The organism is Alsobacter metallidurans (genome assembly GCF_014636935.1).
GTDB classification, from domain to species: domain Bacteria; phylum Pseudomonadota; class Alphaproteobacteria; order Rhizobiales; family Beijerinckiaceae; genus Alsobacter; species Alsobacter metallidurans.
Genome location: NZ_BMES01000001.1, coordinates 1,815,367 through 1,832,466, shown reverse-complemented (window position 1 = coordinate 1,832,466; position 17,100 = coordinate 1,815,367). Strand labels below are relative to the sequence as shown.

Sequence of the window (17,100 nt, the reverse complement as noted above, 5' to 3'; positions counted from 1 at the left end):
GTCGCGATGAATCCCCCACCCTTTCCGCTCGACCCATCCCTTTGGCATGCAACCGCGGTCCCGGCGCCGGACTGCCCGCCGCTCGACCAGGATGTCGCGGTCGACGTCGCGATCGTGGGCGGCGGCTATGCCGGCCTGTCCACCGCCCTTCACCTCGCCGAACGCGGCGTCAGCTGCGTGGTGCTGGAGGCGCGAGAGCCGGGCTGGGGCGGCTCAGGCCGCAATGGCGGCCAGGTCATTCCCGGGCTGAAATACGACCCCAACGAGCTGATCGCGAAGTTCGGCGAAGAGGCTGGCAAGGCTCTCACGGCCTTTGCGGGCTCCACCGCCGACACGGTGTTCGACCTCATCGCCAAGCACGGCATGAACGTGCCGCATGTGCGCAATGGCTGGATCCAGGGCGCGCACATGGCGTCCATGGTGGAAACTGCCAAGAAGCGCTCGGCCGAATGGGCGCGGCTAGGCGCGCCGACCGAGTATCTCGACAAGGCGCGCACCACTGACCACCTCGGCACGGACGTTTACCTCGCGGGATGGATCGACAAGCGCGGCGGCGCGGTTCAGCCGCTCAGCTATGCGCGCGAGTTGTGCCGCGCGGCGCAAAAGGCTGGCGCCATCGTGCACGGGCAAAGCCCGGTCCAGGGCCTCGCCCGGGAGGGCGGCAAGTGGAAGGTGAAAACCGCGCAGGGCGCGACCGTCACGGCCGGCAAGGTGGCGCTCTGCACCAATGGGTACACGGGCGACTACTACCCGAAGCTGGCGCAGACGGTGATCGCGCCCAATTCCTACCAGGTCGCGACCGAGCCGCTGTCGGACAACCTGCGCAAGAGCATCCTGCCCTACGGGCAGGTGACCTCCGACACTCGCCAACTGCTGCTCTATTTCCGGCTTGACCACGAGGGTCGCCTGCTGATGGGCGGGCGCGGGCCGTTCCGCGAGCCGACCGACAAGAGCGACTGGGCGCATCTGGAACGCGTGATCGCGCGCCTATACCCGGCCGTGAAGGACACGCCCATCCAGTTCCGCTGGTGCGGGCGCGTGGCGGTCACGCGGGACTTCCTGCCACATCTGCACGAGCCCGAACCCGGCATGATTGTGAACATTGGCTGCCAGGGGCGCGGGATCGGCCTTGAGTCGACCATGGGCAAGGCGCTTGCAGCCTATCTGGCGACGGGTGACCGCAAGGCCCTGCCCTTCCCGGTCACGCCGGTGAAGACCATCCCGTTCCACGGACTCAACCGCGCCTATGTGGCGGCCGTGGTGGCTTTTTATCGAATGAGCGACGCTGGGCTCGCGTAGATAATTCGCTGGTCGCGCACCTTTGCGCGGCCGCCCACCTTGTTCGGGCGGCGCGCCGGACGGCATGGCTATGCACACGAAAAAGCCGCCAAGGGTTGCCCCGAGGCGGCGATCCGCTTCACCGAACTGTTTGTGCGCCGGTACATCCATGGTCGGACGAACGGCTCGGCGATGTTAGCAAACGTCGCCACGGCGGCCTGACCCACGCGGGGCCAGACCGAGCCGGCGAGCCATGCTCGCCAGCCGGGCGGCGTCTGAAAGTTCAGGCCGCGGCGATGTTGCCGACGGCGATCTTGCCGCTGCGGCGGTCGGCCTCGGTGTCGAAGGAAACCTTCTGACCCTCAACCAGCGCACGCATGCCAGCGCGCTCGAGAGCGGTGGCGTGAACGAACACGTCCTTGCCGCCGTCGTCCGGGGTGATGAAGCCGAAGCCCTTCTGGTCGTTGTAGAACTTCACGGTGCCGTTCGTCATAGAAGTAGTCCTTTGCGCAAATGTCCGCGACGACGAGAAGCGCGTCAGCGCCGCCGCATATAGTCGAATTTTGGAGAATGTCTGAACGTGCGCCCGGCTATGCCAAGGGCAACGGCCCGATTGTCCGGCCAAAGTCGATGCACGTGTATAGGCGCTATCCGAAAAACTTGCAACCAAATTCGAAGAACCAAGCTTGCGGTCGTTTTTCTTGAGCGCCAGCCTCACGAATCATCGCGAGTAATAGACCGCACGAAACACACCGCGCAGCGTGGCCCGAGGCGGGCGACGCGTTGAACCGACAATCTGGTTGAGATGCACTGACGCGCCCGACGTCCCGTGATGCCCTCGGTGTCTCTGCCGTGGCTTTGATTGGGCGCCAGCTCACGCGTTAGATGCTGCGTAGCTCGACGCCGACAATGTCCCTGTTGGGATCGTTGGCACGATACGGATCGTGGCTGTAAGCGCCTATCAGCCGGACGACGTGGAGAGTGCGGCACTCCCGCGAGAACTTGCCGCGCCGCTTATGGCCGCCCGCGTTGGACCGGCGACGAGTAGCTGAAATACAATTGTGTCATCAAACATTCATCTGTATGGTTTGTTCAGAGAGCGCTGGGCCGCAGGCCCATAATGCGCCGCCGCCGCCCTGACGGGAGGGCTCGGGAGGAACTTACATGTATCGTGTCCTTCAGATCTCGGATACGCATCTCAGCCCCAGCAAGCGGCATTTCGAACGCAACTGGGAGCCGCTTCGCGAGTGGGTGAAGGCCCAGGCTCCGGACCTCGTCATTCACACGGGCGACATCACGGTCGATGGCGCCGATGACGAAGAGGACATGCGGCACTGCGCGCAGATCATGGCCGATCTTGGCGCGCCTATGCTCAGCGTGCCAGGCAACCATGATGTTGGCGAAGCCCACCACCCCCATCAACCCGTGAATGGCGAGCGCCTCGCGCGCTGGCGCAGGCACTTCGGCGATGATTTCTGGTCGCACGATCTCGAGAACTGGCGGCTGATCGGCCTTGACTCGATGCTGTTGGGCAGCGGCCATCAGGAGGAGGAGCGCCAGTTCGACTGGCTCAAGCGCCAGCTGGCGGAGGCGAATGGCCGAAAGCTCGCGATCTTCACGCACCGGCCTCTCTTCGTTTACAAGCCGTGCGAAGGCGACCAGGGATACTGGAGTGTCACCCCGGAGCCGCGGGCCCACCTCATCGACCTGATCCGACGCTACGACGTGGCGATGGTCGCCAGCGGCCATCTGCACAGGGCGCACGACCAGGTGGTGGACGGCGCACGATACATCTGGGGACCCTCCTCGAGCTTTGTCGTCGGACCTGACCTGCAGCCGGAGATGCCTGGGAGCCGCGAACTCGGCGCGGTCCTCTACACCTTCGACGGCGCGTCCTTCACGGCCGAAGTTCGGAGGCTCGAAACGCTCGAGACGCTTTGGATCGACGACGTGATCCACGAAGTCTACCCGCCTCGCGCGGCGTGACGCGGGACCACCGCGAAGGTCCGCATGGAGCGGCCGCGGTGGATGTCCACCTCCACACTAAGAGCCCGGGCTCGTGCACGGGCAGGCTGAGAACCGAGACATGGCGACCGTCGGCTTGCAATCCATCGCGAAATCGTTCGGCGCGACAAAGGTGCTCGGCGGCGTCGATCTCTCGATCGCGGACGGAGAGTTCCTGACCCTGGTCGGCCCATCGGGCTGCGGGAAGTCGACGCTCATCCGCATCATCGCAGGGCTGGAGACCCAGGATTCCGGCAGCGTGGCCATCGGCGGTTTGGGCGTCGACCACATGCGGCCGCATGAACGGCGGGTCGCGATGGTGTTCCAGAGCTATGCGCTCTACCCGCACATGTCCGTTCGGTCGAACATCGCCGTGCCGTTGACGATGTCACGCATGACGATGCGGCAGCGGCTCCCGCTGGTGCGGCTGATGTCTCGCAGCCGCCGCGAGATCATGCGCGGGATCGACGCGGACGTCGCCGCGGTGGCGGCGCAGCTGCAGCTCGAGCACCTGCTCGACCGCCGCCCGGCGCAGCTCTCCGGCGGCCAGCGCCAGCGTGTCGCGCTGGGCCGCGCGATGGTGCGCAATCCCGACGTGTTCCTGATGGACGAACCGCTGTCCAACCTGGACGCGAAGCTGCGCGTGCACATGCGGACGGAGCTCGCCGAGCTGCACAAGCGGCTCGGCGTAACCTTCATCTACGTGACCCACGACCAGATCGAAGCCATGACGATGTCGGATCGGGTCGCGATGATGGATGCGGGCGAGATCCTGCAGCTCGGCAAGCCGTCCGAGCTGTACGATCTGCCGGCGTCCATCAAGGTTGCGCAGTTCATCGGCAGCCCGGCGATCAACCTCCTGCCCGCGACCGTCGGCCCGGGCGGCCGCGTGGAGCTGTTCGGGCGCCCGCTGGCGCGCGCCGTGGAGGAGCCCGCCGGCTCCGCGGTCACGCTCGGGATCCGCGCCGAGGCGCTCTCGATCGGACAGGCGGATCCGGGGCACGGCGCAAGGGCTTCATTTTCGGCGCGCCTGCGACGAAAGGAAAATCTCGGGTCCGAGTTCATTCTCCATTTCGACTTGGCCGGCCCGGATGCATCCGGCGTGACGATGCGGGCGACACCGGCGTCGGCTGCGCTCGTTCAGGAATCCTCCGAGGTCACGCTGACCTTCGACGAGGGCCTGTGTCACGTCTTCAACAGCGCGGGGCGGCGGCTGGAAGCGCGAGACGGCTCCTCCCGAAACACCATCGTGTCGCTGAAGGCCTGGCCATGACGGCGGTTGCGCAGGGCGCGGCGCGCTCCAGGCGGCGGCGCTGGATCGAGCAGGCGACAGGGCTCGGCTTCGCGCTCCCGGCGCTGGCGCTCCTCTTCCTGACGATCCTGCTGCCGCTTGCGGTCCTGCTTTATCTCAGCATGACCAACTACGAGTTTGGAGCCATCAGCGCCGACTGGGTTGGCCTCGCGAATTTCCAGAAAGCGCTCGGCGATCCGATCATTCGGCGCTCGGTCGTTAACACGCTGGTCTATGTGGCCGTTGTCGTTCCCGGCGGCGTCTTCGGCGCGCTCTTGATCGCCATTCTGGTGCATGGACGCCGCAGAACGCGGTCGTTCTACGAAGTCATATACTTCCTGCCCGTGACGTCGACGCTGATCGCGATGGCGACTGTGTGGCAGTTCCTGCTGCATCCGGCGCTTGGACCGGTGAACGCCGTGCTGAGATCGCTTGGGTTCGGCCAGATCGCATTTCTCAGCGAGCCCACGACCGCCCTGCCGACACTGGCCGTGATCGGCATATGGCAGTTGCTGGGCTTCAATATGATCCTATTTCTCGCGGGTCTCTCGGCCATTCCGCGCGACCTTTACGAGGCGGCCGAGATCGACGGGGCGTCGAACCCGATCGACCGCTTCCTCACGATCACTTGGCCGCTGCTCGGGCCGACGACGATGTTCGTCATCGTCACCACCATGATCACGGCGTTCAAGATCTTCGACACCGTCGCGGTGATGACGCGCGGCGGTCCGATGGGGACGACCGAGGTGCTCCTCTACAACATCTACCTGGAAGGCTTTCAGTACTTTCATACCGGATACGCGGCGGCTCTGACGTTTATCTTCCTCGCCTTCATCCTGGTCTTTTCCGTCGCGCAGACCTTCACTCTCGACAAGAAGGTGCATTACTGATGGCCGAGACCGCACTCCCGAGCGGGGCGGCTGCGCGGCCCGTTCCGGCCGGCGCCATGGCGGCGCGCCTTCTGTCGCTCGTCGCCGTCCATGCCGTCCTGGTGGCTGGCGCCGTGTTCATGCTCCTGCCGTTCGTGTGGATGCTGATCACGTCGGTCAAGCCGCCGGCTGAGATCTTCACGGCGCAGATCTCACTCTGGCCGAAGAATTTCTACGGCGTTGAGAACTACACCTTCGCGTTATCGCAGGCGCCTTTGCTGCGCTTTGCGCTAAACGGGCTGATCCTGTGCTTCGGGATTCTGGCAGTGCAACTGCTTGTCGCGATCCCCTGCGCGTATGCGCTGGCGAAATTGAACTTCCCCGGCCGGAACGTGGTCTTCGTCCTGGTGCTGCTGGGATTGTGCATACCCGTTCAAGTGCCCGCGATGCCCCTCTACATCGCGCTCGCCGAACTGGGATTGCTGAACACCTATTTCTCGATGATGGCGCCGTTTTTCCTTTCGGTCTTCGCCATCTTTCTGCTGCGCCAGTTCTTCCGCAGCTTCCCCGACGACATCATCCACGCGGCGCGCCTCGACGGCGTGAGCGAGTTCGAGATTGTCTGGCGAATCGTGACGCCCAGCGCGTGGCCGGCGATCGCCGCCTTCTCGGTCTTCTCCGCCGTGGCGCACTGGAACGATCTCTACTGGCCTCTGATCGTCATCTCGGACGCCAAGATGGCCCCGCCGCCGCTCGGAATGATGTTCTTCGCCGACGCCGAGACGGGCTCCAACTACGGAGCGCTCACGGCCGCCGCGACCGTTCTGACCGCCCCTCTCGTCATCGCTTTCCTGATCGCGAGACGCCGGTTCATCGATGGCGTCACGATGACCGGAGTGAAGTAGCCCCGCCCTCGGACCGCCGCTCTGGCGACCGCAATGGAGAGACTCACCATGAAAAGCATCGGCAGAGCGTTCGCAGCCGCGGCGCTCGCCCTCGTCGCCAGCACGGCGGCCAGGGCCCAGGACGTCACCCTCGACGTCTTCTACGCCTTTCCGGCCTTCGCCAAATTTCATGAGCCGATCGCCCAGGAATTCATGAAGGCGCACCCCAAGATCAAGATCAACTTCCGCGCGCCGGCAGCAAGCTACGACGAAGGTCACCAGACGATGCTGCGGCAGTCGGTCACCAATCAGTTGCCGGACGTCTACTACTCAGGCTTCCATCTCCTGAGCGAGCTCGTGGAGGCTTTGGACAAGCGCAAGCAGATCGTCGATCTCGGGCCGATGCTCGCGGCCGAGCCGGAAGCCTGGCGCAAGGTCAACTATTCCGACGCGCTGCTATCGCTTGGGCAGGCCAACGGCAAGCAATCCGGCCTCGCCTTCAACGCCTCGACGCCGCTCATGTACTACAACGCCGAGCTGGTGAAGAAGGCCGGCGGCGATCCTGACAAGATGCCGGACAACTGGGCCGCTCTGGTTGCGCTCGCCAAGGCGATCCGGGCCGGCGCGACCGATGTCGCCGGAATGGCGTACAATATCCACGATTGGCCCGACGACTGGTTGTGGCGCGGCATGATCCTGCAGGGCGGCGCGACGCTGCTGGACGACAGCGGCAAGAAGGTCGGCTTCGGCGGCGCCTATGGCGAAAAAGCGTTGCAGACGCTGCGGAGCTTCGTGACGGAAGCCGGCATGCCGCTGATCGACTGGGATCAATCACGCCAGCAATTCATCGCAGGCAAGATCGGCATCTTCTTCGACACCCCGGCGCGTCTGCGACAGGTTACGGACCTGATCGGCGACCGGTTCACGCTGAAGACCGCCCTCTTCCCGATCGACGACAAGGCGAAGGGCAAGCTGCCGACGGGCGGAAACGCCGCGCTGATCACCGCCAAGGACCCGGCGAAGCAGAAGGCGGCCTGGGAGTTCATCAAATTCGTCACCGGGCCGGAGGCCCAGAAGATCGTGGTCGAGACGGCCGGCTACATGCCGACCAATCTTCGGGCAGGATCTGACGAGTTCCTCGGCCCGTTCTACAAGGCCAATCCGAACTTCCGCACCATCAACGGCCAGGTCGATCGCGCCGCCCCTTGGCAGGGCTACCCGGGCAACAATTCGGTCCGGATCTGGCGGACGCAGCGCGAGGTCATCAACAGCGTAATGCGCGGCGAGACGGCGCCGAAGGCCGGTATCGAGCGCATTGTTTCAGAAACCGAAGCGCTGATGAAGTAACGCTCCTCCCGCCTGCCGCCCGGCCGCGCGGAGCCGGGCGGCAGGCGTCGTCGTTCTGAACCAGCCAGAGACTTCGTCCATGATAATCGTTCAACTGAGCGATTTCCACGCTCGCCCAAATGGTCGGCCCGCCTATGGCGACGTCGACACCAACGCGGCCATGCGGAGGGCCGTGGAGGCCGTGCTGGCGATGGAGCCACACCCGGATTGCGTGCTTGTCACCGGCGACCTCGCCGACTGCGGACTTCCGGAGGAATACGCGATCGTCCAGGAGGCGCTCGCGGCGCTGCCGATGCCAGTCTACGTAATCCCCGGAAACCATGACCGTCGCGAAAACTTCGCGAACGGCCTGAGGGCGGGACATCCCTACCTGCCGGAATCCGGGTTTCTGCACTACGTGATCGACGACTTTACGGTCCGGCTGATCGGACTGGACACCGTGATCGCCGGCGAAGACGGCGGAGAGATCTGCGCCGAACGCGAGGTCTGGTTCGCCGAGCGGCTGGCGGAGGGCGAGGGCCGGCCGACGCTAGTCTTCATGCACCATCCGCCCTTTCGCGTGGCGGTGGCCGGGATGGACGCGATTCCATGCCGGACATCCCCTGGTTTCGCCGCGTTGGTGGCCGCCCATCCGGAGATCGAGCGTGTCGCCTGCGGGCATTATCACAGGCCGATCCAGCGCCGTTTCGCCAAGACCATGGGGTATGTGGCTCCCAGTTCGGCTCATCAGGTCGCGCTGGATCTTCGACCAGGCGAGTCGAACCGGTTCATTCTCGAGCCGCCGGCTTTCGCGGTCCATGTCTGGGACCCCGAAGCCGGTCTCGTGAGCCATGTGCAGCCGATCGGAGATTTTGGACCGCGCCGCGAGTTCGTGCTCGATCCCGCATATCCGGGCCACGCAATACGGGGTGAGCAGAATGGCTGAGCACACAGCGGCGTCGCTGATCGGGCCTGCGGACGACCTGGCGCGCCGGGCCGGCGAGCTTCTCGTCCGTATGCAGAACGATCCCCTGTCGATCGCTCGCAAGGAGTTGCGCGACGTCGTCACGGCGGCGGATCTCGCATCCGAAGCGCTCGTCATCGAAGGTCTCCGGGCGCTCACGCCCGAGGCCGCCATTCTGTCAGAGGAAGCAGGATTTTCTGGCTCCGTTGACGGACCACGCTGGATCATCGATCCGCTCGACGGAACGGTGAACTATGCGAGCGGCCTGCCCTGGTTTTCGGTGACGATGGCCTACCAGGAACAGGGCCGGACGATACTCGGGATTACTTGTGCGCCGGTGGCGGGCCTTGTGGCCCACTATGCGCTGGATGGCGTCGCGACCGTGAACGGAAAGCCCGCGGCCGTTTCGAAGACGCGCCGCCTCTCCGACGCCGTTGTTTCGGTAGTGCTCACGTCCCACTACACGGGCGACGAGATCGCACGGTCGGCGGATGTGGTCCGCCGGCTGGCGGAGCGGACGCGGGGCGTCCGCATCGTGGTTTCGGGCGGCCTCGAGATGTCCCTGGTGGCGGCGGGACAGTTGGACGGCTTCGTCGCCCTCAAGGCCGACATCGTTTCGCATGCCGCCGCCATGCCGCTCGTGCGCAGCGCAGGCGGTCGGGTCACCACAGCGTCGGGCGCCGAATCCGGCGACGACGACTTGGAGAAGATCGCCTCGAATGGGCTGATCCACGAAGAGTTGCTGGACGCCGTGCGCGGCGCGTGAACGACGGGGATCAGCGCAGGGCGAGGTGCCGCATATAGCGCTGACGCTTTGACGCCAGAGCGTCGACGAGATGGGCGACGGGCCGAACCTCCAAGGCGGCGGCCCCGTCCGAGGCATCGCTCACCAGCGGCCCGCCCACGCCGCTGCGCGCCAGCCTGGCCGCGCCGAGCGCAGGGCCGACCGAGGCGTCGGCTGTCACCGACAGGGGCATGTCGATGGCGCTGGCGACGAGGCTGGCCCAGAGGCGGCTGCGCGATCCTCCCCCGACCAGGGAAAGGCCCGCGATCCGCGCGCCGCTCGCCTTCAGCGCGTCGTGGCAGTCGGCCAACGCCAAGGCGACGCCTTCCAGGACGGCATGAACCATGTGAAGCGGCGTGGTCGAAAAGGTCAGGCCGGAGAAAGTCCCGGTCAGGCCGGCATCGTTGTGGGGCGTTCTTTCGCCTGCCAGATAGGGGGTGAAGACGGGCGTGTCCTCGACGGCGAGCCCTGCCGCCTCCAGCTGCGCAAGCAGATGCGGAACGTCTTTCGCGCCCACGAGGCCAGCCGCCCAGGCCAGCGCCGCTCCTGCGCTGAGGATGCAGCCATTCTGGCCATAGAGACCGTCAATGGCGTGGCGATGCGTGTGCGTGCCCCCGCTCCGCGCAGGCAAGTAGCGATCATTGACGAAGAAGTACACGCCAGAAGTGCCCAGGCTGACGAGGCCCCGGCCCGCCTCGACGACCCCAGCCCCAACCGCGCCGCACATGTTGTCGCCGGCGCCGCCGACCACGGGCGTATCGGACCGCATGCCCCAGCGCTCCGCGTGGACGCGACGAAGGCCGCCGCCCGCCTCGTCGCAAGCCAGCAGCTTCGGCATCTGTTCCGGGGCGACGCCGCATGCTCCCAGCAGCCTCACGTCCCAGCGGCCCGCAACCGTGTCCATGAGCAGCGTGGCGCTGGAATCCGCGTGGTCGCTCGCCGCTTCGCCGGTGAGGCGAAGGCGGACAAAATCCTTTGGCAGCAGGATGCGCCGCGCCGACGCCAGCGTCTGCGGTTCGTGGCGCGAGAGCCAAAGCAGCTTCGGCGCCGGGAAGCCCGGCATCGCGCGAGAGCCAGTGAGGCCTGCGAAGTCGGGCAGAGCCGCCTCCAACTCGGCGCATTCGCTGCTCGCGCGGCCGTCGTTCCACAGAATGGCGGGTCGCAGGGGACGGTCGGACGCGTCGAGGCACGTCACTCCGAGCATCTGTCCCGACAGCCCGATCGCCCGGACAGCGGCCAGTTTCTCGGGATGGGCGCGCGCCAGCTCATCGAGCGTCAGCTCGACGGCTTGCCACCAGTCTTCTGGATCCTGCTCGGACCAGAGCGCTCTCGGGCGCGATACCGTAAGCGGCGCCATGGCTTCCGCGAGGACCCGGTCATGGTCGTCGACCAGGACCGATTTCACGCCGGACGTTCCGAGGTCGATGCCGAGGACCGAGGCCATTGCGTTCACCTTCTCAGGATCTGGAGCACCGCCTCGGCGGCGCTCTCGTCGGTGATCAGCACTGACGCGAGCTTGCCGCGAAGCGCAGCCGCGATCACGGCGGCCTTGTTGGCTCCGCCAGACGCCAGAATCACGGTTGGGATCGAGCGCAACGCATCATGCGGCAGCGCAATGGCGCGCTGATTGATGGGATGCTCGATAGGCTGACCCCGGGAATCGATGAACTGCCCGAGCATGTCGCCGACAGCCCCGGCCCGCACCAGGTCCTGAACTTCGACCAGAGGGGGCAGGCCGTAGCGGATCAGCAGCGATCGATCCGTCATGTCGCCGGCGCTGAGGATCGCGACGTCGGTGGACCGGATCCGCTCAAAGGCGTGCTGGAAGACGTCCTGGGCCACGATGGTGTTGCGGCTTTCCGGCGTGCCCGCATAGATGGGGGCAGCGAGATAATGGCACTCCGCCTGCCAGCGTCGCGCCAGTTCGCTGGCGATCTCGAACGTGTTGATCTCGATCCCGTAGGTCAGGCCGCCCATCATGGAGGTGACCTTCATGTCAGGAAACCGGCCGGAGCGGACATGCCGGATCGTCTCGCGCAACGTTCCGCCCCAGCCGACGCCGAAAACCCCGGACGGGTTGTCCTCGATCAGGCGCGATATGAATTCTCCGGCCGCCTGGCCGACCACCGCATGCACCTGGTCCGGGCTGGAAGGCGTGGGCACCACCACCGCGTCTCGAAGCCCGAATTCGTCCACGAGAGCGCGTTCAAACCTGACGCAGCTTTCGAGGCGCGAATTGATCGAGATGTTCACAAGGCCGCTGCCTCGGGCGTCGACCAGGAGGCGGTTGACGCGCAGCCGGGTCATTTTCAGCCGGTCTGCGACCTCCGCCTGTGTGAGGCCTTCCATGTAGTAGAGCCACGCCGCGCGAACTTGGGTCTGTGCGTCGTCCTGCATGGCGGCTCCAGCGGCAATCGGGCGGCCTTGACGGCCCGGATCGGGATACATCGGCGGAGGATTACATCACAACCCAATTGCGGCCAGCGGCCCGGCGATTGCGCCTTGGCGTAGCGCGTTGACTGAAACTAATGTATGACACAAATTACATCTGTTGAAGCCTACTGTGGAGCGCTGATTCCGCCATGTCGCAAGCCGTCTTCATCCATGCCGCCCGCGATGCTCGCATCGCGCCGTTCAACCTGCGGGAAGGCGCGCCGGGAGAGACCTTGCTGGACGTTGCGGCGGTCGGGCTCTGCGGCAGCGACCTGCACTATTACAAGGACGGAGGCATCGGCGCTGCGACGATCACGGAGCCTTTTGTGCCGGGCCATGAGTTCAGCGGATGGCTGACCGAGGACGTTCCGGAGCTTGGCCTCGAGCGTGGCCGGCTCGTGGCGGTCGACCCCAACCACGCCTGCGGCCATTGCCGGCATTGTCTGGCAGGCCATCCCAATCTCTGCCCCAATGTCGAGTTTATCGGCGCGCCGCCCAACAACGGCGCCATGACCGACCGCATTTGGGTTCCAAAGTCCCTGATCGTGCCCGTCCCGGTCGCGTTCACGCCGGCCGAGGCGGTGATGCTCGAGCCGCTTGGCGTCGCTATCCACGCGGTCGACCTTGCGCGCCCTCGCCTCCTCGAGCGCGTGGCGATCCTCGGCTGCGGGCCCATAGGGCTCCTGATCCTGCAGGTGCTCAAGGCCGTCGGCGCCAGCGAGATCGTCGTGTGCGATCCCCTGCCCCACCGGCGTGCGCTGGCGTTGCGGCTGGGCGCGTCCCGCGCAGGCGCGAGCGTCGAGGACATCGCCGGTTGGACCGGGGGCGAAGGCATGCCGCTCGTGATCGAGGCGACGAATGCGCCTGAGGGCTTCCGCGACGCCGTCAGGGCGGCGGAGATTGGCGGCCGCGTGGTGCTCGTCGGCATTCCGGACGGCGACACCTACACGCTGCCGGCCTCGGAGGCCCGGCGGCGGGGGCTCTCGATCAAGTTCTCCCGCCGCATGGGCCACGTGTACCCGCGTGCGATCGAGCTCGTGGCGCAGGGCCGGGTGGATGTGAACGCCGTCGTCAGCCACAGGCTTCCCCTGTCGGACGGCCCCTCCGCCTTTGCCCGGCTCGCCGATAACGAAGCCGGCATGGTGAAGTGCCTGCTCTATCCGGGCGACCCCGCCCCCTCCGGGTCGCGTTGATCCCAACCCGTCAGGGCGGCGCTCAGCGATCGCGCGTCAGCGCACACGCGGTCGGCCCCGACCGCAACGAGGCTGTCGGCATGTTCGGCGGAGCAGTGTGAGCCTGCGACGAAGCCGACGCACCGCATGCCGGCCGCCTTGGCGGCCTTGACGCCGTTCTGGCTGTCCTCGACGACCTGGGCCTGGCCGGGCTTGAACCCCATCCGCTCGGCCGCGAAAAGAAACAGGTCCGGCGCAGGCTTGCCGCGCGACACCATGGTCGAGCTGAAGACGTGGGGCTCGAGCGCCGATCTCAGCCCGGTGACGTCGAGCGCCAGCGCAATGCGCTCCGGCGACGAACTCGAGGCCACGCAGCAGGCGTATCCGGCGGCTCGCACGGCCCCGACAACGTTCGCGATCCCGGCGACGGGCGCGAGTTCGCGCCGAAAGGCCGCATAGAGCTCGCGCAGACACTGATCTTCGTGATCGGCGGGCAGCGACCGGCCCAAATCGGCCTCGATGGCGGCGCGCATGTCCTTGGCGGACGCGCCGAGGAAACGGCGCGCGACTTCCGCGCCGGAAATCTTCATCCCGTGCCGTGCGAGCGCCCGGCTCTGGACATCGCAGGCCAGGATCTCGCTGTCGACGAGGACCCCGTCGCAATCAAAGATAACGAGGCCGCGACGATCCGCAGCGGTTGGCTCCTGAAAATCTGCCATAGGCGCAACTCCACAACTGACGCCAGAGTGTGTGCTGTCACATACACGTTACGATTGTAAGGCAACAGATACATTAGTATGCTGCTTCAGCAGGCGGAGAATCTGACGACCGCCGACGTTGACAAAAAAGCTCAGCAGGGAGGTCGGATCCATGAAAACCATGGCCAAGGCGTGTTTGGCGCTGGCGATGCTGTCGACTCCGTTGGGGGCCGCACAGGCGGCGACCACGGTCGAGTTCTGGCACGCGATGAGCGGCGAACTCGCCGACCGCGTCAACGAGCTCGTCGACAAGTTCAATAAGTCCCAGAACGACTACGCGGTCAGGGCCGTGGCGAAGGGGACGTATGACGAAGTCGTCAACAGCATGATTGCGGCCTATCGGGCCAAGCAGCAGCCCGCGATCGTCCAGGTCAACGAGCGCGGCTTCCTCACGATGGTGAATTCCGGCGCCACCCTGCCTGTCGCCGAGTTGATGGCCAAAGAAGGCTATAAGATCAATTGGGGCGACTTCATCGCTCCCATCGCGACATACTACACCAAGGACGGCGCGATGATGAGCATGCCGTTCAACGCCTCCACGCCAATTCTTTTCTACAACAAGGATCACTTCAAGGCCGCGGGCTTCGACGCGCCGGCCGATACCTGGAAGGGGCTCGAGGAGCAGCTCTACGCCATCAAAAAGAAAGGCGTTTCCAAGTGCGCCGCCGTGCTGCCGGCGGACTGGGAGTGGAGCTACCTCGAGAACTACAGCGCTATCGAGGACCAGCCTTACGCGACGAAGCGCAACGGCTTCGATGGCTACGGGGCCGAGTACGTCTTCAACAAGACCAAGTTGGTCGGCCATATCGAGCAGGTGAAGAAGCATCTCGACGACGGCCTCATGGAGCTCGCCGGCCAAGGCATCAACCCCGGACAGCTCTTTATCGCCGGCCAGTGCTCGACGGTGATCAACTCGACGGCCGCGCACGCGGCGGTCGAGGCCGGCGCGAAGTTCCAGTGGAGCGCGACGTTCCTGCCGCACGAGGAGGGCTCCACCGCCAAGAACAGCACCATCGGGGGCGCCGCCCTCTGGACGCTGAAGGGCAAAACCGAGCCTGAATACAAGGCGGTCGCCGCGTTCTACGATTACCTCGGCAAAACCGAGACGCAGGTGTGGTGGCACAAGGCCACCGGATATGTGCCGGTGACGTCCGCGGCCTACGCAGCCGCCAAGGCCGAGGGCTACTACAAGGACAAGCCGACCCGCGAAATCGCAGTGCTGCAGCTGATGCGAGGCACGCCGTCCGACAACTCACGCGGCTTCCGCCTGGGCAACAGCGCGCAGGCCAACATCGCCATCAAGGAAGAAATCATGGCCGGCCTGCTCGGGCAAAAGCCGGTTCAGAAGGCCATGGACATGGCGGTCGAGCGCGGAAACCAGGTGCTGCGTCAGTTCGAGAAGGTCAATGCTGGCAAGAACTGACAGCGTTTCCGGCGTCAGCCTCGGCAAGGCCCTTCGCCTTGCGGGGGCGCGCCGGACAAGCGACAGGTCGGGCGGCGTCGAGAGCGGGCTGAAGCGGTCGAGCTTCCCCAATCGCGGGCTCGCCTACCTGCTGCTGGCGCCGCAGCTCTTCATCCTCCTGCTGTTCTTCTTCATCCCGTCGGTTCGGGCGCTCATCCAGGCGTTCCAGCTGTCCGATCCCTTCGGCGGCGGGGTGCAATGGGTTGGATTCGACAACCTCGTCGCCTTGTGGCGGAGCCCGCCCTACTGGGCGGCGGTGCGGGCCACCATCGTCTTCATGGTGGCGCTCAGCGTCGCCACGCTTGGGATCGCCCTGCTGCTCGCCTTCGCGGCGAACCACATCCTGCGCGGGCGCGGCGTCTATCGTACGCTCCTGATTATCCCGTACGCGATCGCGCCCGCGATTTCCGGCATCGTGTGGGCGTTCCTGTTCAACCCCTCGGTCGGCCCCCTGGCCCAGGTGCTCCACTCGCTGGGCGTCGCGTGGGATCCGAACCGCTATCCCGGGCACGCCATGACGCTCGTCGTGGTGGCGAGCGCCTGGAAGCAGATCTCCTACAACTTCCTGTTCCTGTTCGCGGCCCTGCTGGCGACGCCGCCCTCCATCGTGGAGGCCGCCGCGGTGGACGGCGCCGGACCTGTGCGGCGGTTCTTCGCCATCGTGCTGCCGATGCTGACCCCGACGCTGTTCTTCCTGTTCGTGATCAACGTGGTCTACGGCCTCTTCGAGACATTCCCGATCATCGACGCGACCACGCGAGGAGGGCCCGCGGGAGCCACGACGACGCTCGTCTACAAGGTGTACCAGGACGGCTTCGTGTCGCTGGATCTCGGGTCGTCGGCGGCGCAGTCGATCATCCTGATGGCGCTCGCGCTGGCGCTCACCTTCGTGCAGTTCCGCGTCGTCGAGCGGCGCGTGCAGTACGAAGTCTGACGCATGGTCGAAAGAACCCCAATCCTGGACGCGGCCTGCCACCTGATCCTGATCCTCGGGGCCGTGCTTTTCTGCCTGCCCATCTACTTCGTGGTCGTGACCGGCTCCCTGTCGCAGCAGCAGGTGCTCAGCCTGCCGATGACATGGCTGCCCTCCGACCAGCTCTTCGCCAATTTCGAGACGGCGTGGCGGAAAGCCCATTTCGGGCGGCTGTTCTTCAACTCGCTGGTCGTGTCCACCGCCATCGTGGCGGGCAAGATCGCGGTGTCGCTCTTGGCCGCTTTCGCGGTCACGTATTTCAGGTTTCCGCTGCGGCGCACGGCGTTCTGGCTGATCTTCGTCTCGCTCATGCTGCCGATCGAGGTCAGGATCGTGCCGACCTACGAGTCAGCCGCCAATGCGGGCCTGCCCTGGAATCTGCTGGTCGAGACGCTTGGCCTCGACACTCTGGCGACGAGCCTGCTCGGGCGCGCTGTCAGCCTGACGGTGAACTGGTCGCTGGTGAACACCTATAGCGGACTGATCTTCCCGCTGATGGCCTCCGCCACCGCCACCTTCCTGTTCCGGCAGTTCTTCATGACGATCCCGGACGAGTTGAGCGAGGCGGCCCGCATCGACGGCGCGCGCCCGATGCAGTTCTTCTGGATGATCCTGCTGCCGCTCTCCCGATCCAACATCATCGCGATGGCGATCATCCTCTTTCTGTGGTCCTGGAACCAGTACCTGTGGCCCCTGCTGGTGACGTCCGACAAGGACATGGCCACGGCCGTGATCGGATTGCGCGAGCTCCTGCCCTCCGCAGACGCCCAGCCCACGTGGCACGTGCTGATGAGCGCCACCCTGGTGACCATGCTGCCCCCCGTGCTGCTCGTGCTATTCGCCCAGCGCTGGTTCACCAAGGGGCTCATCGACAGCGGCAAGTAAATACTCAACGGAGAGGC

At 65.6% G+C, this 17,100-nt stretch carries 16 protein-coding genes; 12 read left to right on the top strand and 4 right to left on the bottom strand.

Going from position 1 to position 17,100, the window contains the following annotated elements:
- Window positions 1–6 precede the first annotated feature (6 nt).
- The gene (locus IEV99_RS08430; RefSeq protein WP_188517213.1) at window positions 7–1,299 is read left to right on the top strand and encodes an NAD(P)/FAD-dependent oxidoreductase; all 1,293 of its coding nucleotides are present in this window, start codon (window positions 7–9) and stop codon (window positions 1,297–1,299) included.
- A 262-nt stretch (window positions 1,300–1,561) separates the two neighbouring features.
- Here the strand turns inward: IEV99_RS08430 and IEV99_RS08425 are convergent, their stop codons facing one another.
- A complete protein-coding gene (locus IEV99_RS08425; RefSeq protein WP_188517705.1) occupies window positions 1,562–1,771 on the bottom strand; it encodes a cold-shock protein in 210 nt (69 codons plus the stop codon).
- 671 nt (window positions 1,772–2,442) lie between these two features.
- Here IEV99_RS08425 and IEV99_RS08420 point away from each other — a divergent pair.
- From IEV99_RS08420 to IEV99_RS08390, 7 genes are all read left to right on the top strand, one after another.
- Window positions 2,443–3,264 carry a metallophosphoesterase family protein gene (locus tag IEV99_RS08420; RefSeq protein WP_188517212.1) on the top strand — a complete coding sequence of 274 codons (822 nt, stop codon included), beginning with the start codon at window positions 2,443–2,445 and terminating at the stop codon, window positions 3,262–3,264.
- A 100-nt stretch (window positions 3,265–3,364) separates the two neighbouring features.
- A complete protein-coding gene (locus IEV99_RS08415; protein ID WP_188517211.1) occupies window positions 3,365–4,555 on the top strand; it encodes an ABC transporter ATP-binding protein in 1,191 nt (396 codons plus the stop codon).
- Window positions 4,552–5,463, top strand: a complete 912-nt coding sequence (locus tag IEV99_RS08410; RefSeq protein ID WP_188517210.1) for a carbohydrate ABC transporter permease — start codon at window positions 4,552–4,554, stop codon at window positions 5,461–5,463. Before IEV99_RS08415 ends, IEV99_RS08410 begins: the two co-directional genes overlap by 4 nt.
- Before the next feature lie 56 nt (window positions 5,464–5,519).
- Complete coding sequence (locus IEV99_RS08405; protein WP_188517704.1) at window positions 5,520–6,347, top strand: carbohydrate ABC transporter permease; 828 nt, start codon at window positions 5,520–5,522, stop codon at window positions 6,345–6,347.
- A 48-nt stretch (window positions 6,348–6,395) separates the two neighbouring features.
- A complete protein-coding gene (locus IEV99_RS08400; protein ID WP_188517209.1) occupies window positions 6,396–7,673 on the top strand; it encodes an ABC transporter substrate-binding protein in 1,278 nt (425 codons plus the stop codon).
- A gap of 79 nt (window positions 7,674–7,752) precedes the next feature.
- On the top strand, window positions 7,753–8,598 hold the full coding sequence (locus IEV99_RS08395; RefSeq protein ID WP_188517208.1) for a phosphodiesterase: 846 nt from the start codon (window positions 7,753–7,755) through the stop codon (window positions 8,596–8,598).
- On the top strand, window positions 8,591–9,382 hold the full coding sequence (locus IEV99_RS08390; RefSeq protein WP_188517207.1) for an inositol monophosphatase family protein: 792 nt from the start codon (window positions 8,591–8,593) through the stop codon (window positions 9,380–9,382). The genes IEV99_RS08395 and IEV99_RS08390 overlap by 8 nt, the downstream gene beginning before the upstream one ends.
- Before the next feature lie 10 nt (window positions 9,383–9,392).
- On the opposite strand, the gene xylB is transcribed toward IEV99_RS08390, so the two are convergent.
- Window positions 9,393–10,844 carry a xylulokinase gene (xylB, locus tag IEV99_RS08385; protein WP_188517206.1) on the bottom strand — a complete coding sequence of 484 codons (1,452 nt, stop codon included), beginning with the start codon at window positions 10,842–10,844 and terminating at the stop codon, window positions 9,393–9,395.
- 5 nt (window positions 10,845–10,849) lie between these two features.
- A complete protein-coding gene (locus IEV99_RS08380; protein ID WP_188517205.1) occupies window positions 10,850–11,797 on the bottom strand; it encodes a sugar-binding transcriptional regulator in 948 nt (315 codons plus the stop codon).
- 185 nt (window positions 11,798–11,982) lie between these two features.
- On the opposite strand from IEV99_RS08380, the gene IEV99_RS08375 reads away from it, so the two are divergent.
- Window positions 11,983–13,026: a zinc-dependent alcohol dehydrogenase gene (locus IEV99_RS08375; RefSeq protein WP_188517204.1), complete on the top strand. Its 1,044-nt coding sequence runs from the start codon at window positions 11,983–11,985 to the stop codon at window positions 13,024–13,026.
- On the opposite strand, the gene IEV99_RS08370 is transcribed toward IEV99_RS08375, so the two are convergent.
- Window positions 12,990–13,724: an HAD family hydrolase gene (locus IEV99_RS08370; RefSeq protein ID WP_188517203.1), complete on the bottom strand. Its 735-nt coding sequence runs from the start codon at window positions 13,722–13,724 to the stop codon at window positions 12,990–12,992. The genes IEV99_RS08375 and IEV99_RS08370 overlap by 37 nt on opposite strands.
- A 151-nt stretch (window positions 13,725–13,875) precedes the next feature.
- Between IEV99_RS08370 and IEV99_RS08365 the strand changes: the two genes are divergently transcribed.
- The 3 genes from IEV99_RS08365 to IEV99_RS08355 are packed head-to-tail and all read left to right on the top strand — an operon-like array spanning window position 13,876 to window position 17,083.
- Window positions 13,876–15,186, top strand: a complete 1,311-nt coding sequence (locus IEV99_RS08365) for an extracellular solute-binding protein (protein ID WP_188517202.1) — start codon at window positions 13,876–13,878, stop codon at window positions 15,184–15,186.
- Entirely contained in the window at window positions 15,170–16,159 is a 990-nt protein-coding gene (ugpA, locus tag IEV99_RS08360; RefSeq protein ID WP_188517201.1) for a sn-glycerol-3-phosphate ABC transporter permease UgpA, read from the top strand. Before IEV99_RS08365 ends, ugpA begins: the two co-directional genes overlap by 17 nt.
- A 3-nt stretch (window positions 16,160–16,162) precedes the next feature.
- Window positions 16,163–17,083 (top strand): ABC transporter permease subunit, encoded by a 921-nt coding sequence (locus tag IEV99_RS08355; RefSeq protein WP_188517200.1) that lies wholly within the window; start codon window positions 16,163–16,165, stop codon window positions 17,081–17,083.
- Window positions 17,084–17,100 lie beyond the last annotated feature (17 nt).

Excerpts from the sequence above, each read along its gene's own strand:
- IEV99_RS08430 (WP_188517213.1), top strand. The coding sequence starts at position 7 with ATGAATCCCCCACCCTTTCCGCTCGACCCATCCCTTTGGCATGCAACC.
- IEV99_RS08425 (WP_188517705.1), bottom strand. The coding sequence starts at position 1,771 with ATGACGAACGGCACCGTGAAGTTCTACAACGACCAGAAGGGCTTCGGC.
- IEV99_RS08420 (WP_188517212.1), top strand. The coding sequence starts at position 2,443 with ATGTATCGTGTCCTTCAGATCTCGGATACGCATCTCAGCCCCAGCAAG.
- IEV99_RS08415 (WP_188517211.1), top strand. The coding sequence starts at position 3,365 with ATGGCGACCGTCGGCTTGCAATCCATCGCGAAATCGTTCGGCGCGACA.
- IEV99_RS08410 (WP_188517210.1), top strand. The coding sequence starts at position 4,552 with ATGACGGCGGTTGCGCAGGGCGCGGCGCGCTCCAGGCGGCGGCGCTGG.
- IEV99_RS08405 (WP_188517704.1), top strand. The coding sequence starts at position 5,520 with ATGGCGGCGCGCCTTCTGTCGCTCGTCGCCGTCCATGCCGTCCTGGTG.
- IEV99_RS08400 (WP_188517209.1), top strand. The coding sequence starts at position 6,396 with ATGAAAAGCATCGGCAGAGCGTTCGCAGCCGCGGCGCTCGCCCTCGTC.
- IEV99_RS08395 (WP_188517208.1), top strand. The coding sequence starts at position 7,753 with ATGATAATCGTTCAACTGAGCGATTTCCACGCTCGCCCAAATGGTCGG.
- IEV99_RS08390 (WP_188517207.1), top strand. The coding sequence starts at position 8,591 with ATGGCTGAGCACACAGCGGCGTCGCTGATCGGGCCTGCGGACGACCTG.
- xylB (WP_188517206.1), bottom strand. The coding sequence starts at position 10,844 with ATGGCCTCGGTCCTCGGCATCGACCTCGGAACGTCCGGCGTGAAATCG.
- IEV99_RS08380 (WP_188517205.1), bottom strand. The coding sequence starts at position 11,797 with ATGCAGGACGACGCACAGACCCAAGTTCGCGCGGCGTGGCTCTACTAC.
- IEV99_RS08375 (WP_188517204.1), top strand. The coding sequence starts at position 11,983 with ATGTCGCAAGCCGTCTTCATCCATGCCGCCCGCGATGCTCGCATCGCG.
- IEV99_RS08370 (WP_188517203.1), bottom strand. The coding sequence starts at position 13,724 with ATGGCAGATTTTCAGGAGCCAACCGCTGCGGATCGTCGCGGCCTCGTT.
- IEV99_RS08365 (WP_188517202.1), top strand. The coding sequence starts at position 13,876 with ATGAAAACCATGGCCAAGGCGTGTTTGGCGCTGGCGATGCTGTCGACT.
- ugpA (WP_188517201.1), top strand. The coding sequence starts at position 15,170 with ATGCTGGCAAGAACTGACAGCGTTTCCGGCGTCAGCCTCGGCAAGGCC.
- IEV99_RS08355 (WP_188517200.1), top strand. The coding sequence starts at position 16,163 with ATGGTCGAAAGAACCCCAATCCTGGACGCGGCCTGCCACCTGATCCTG.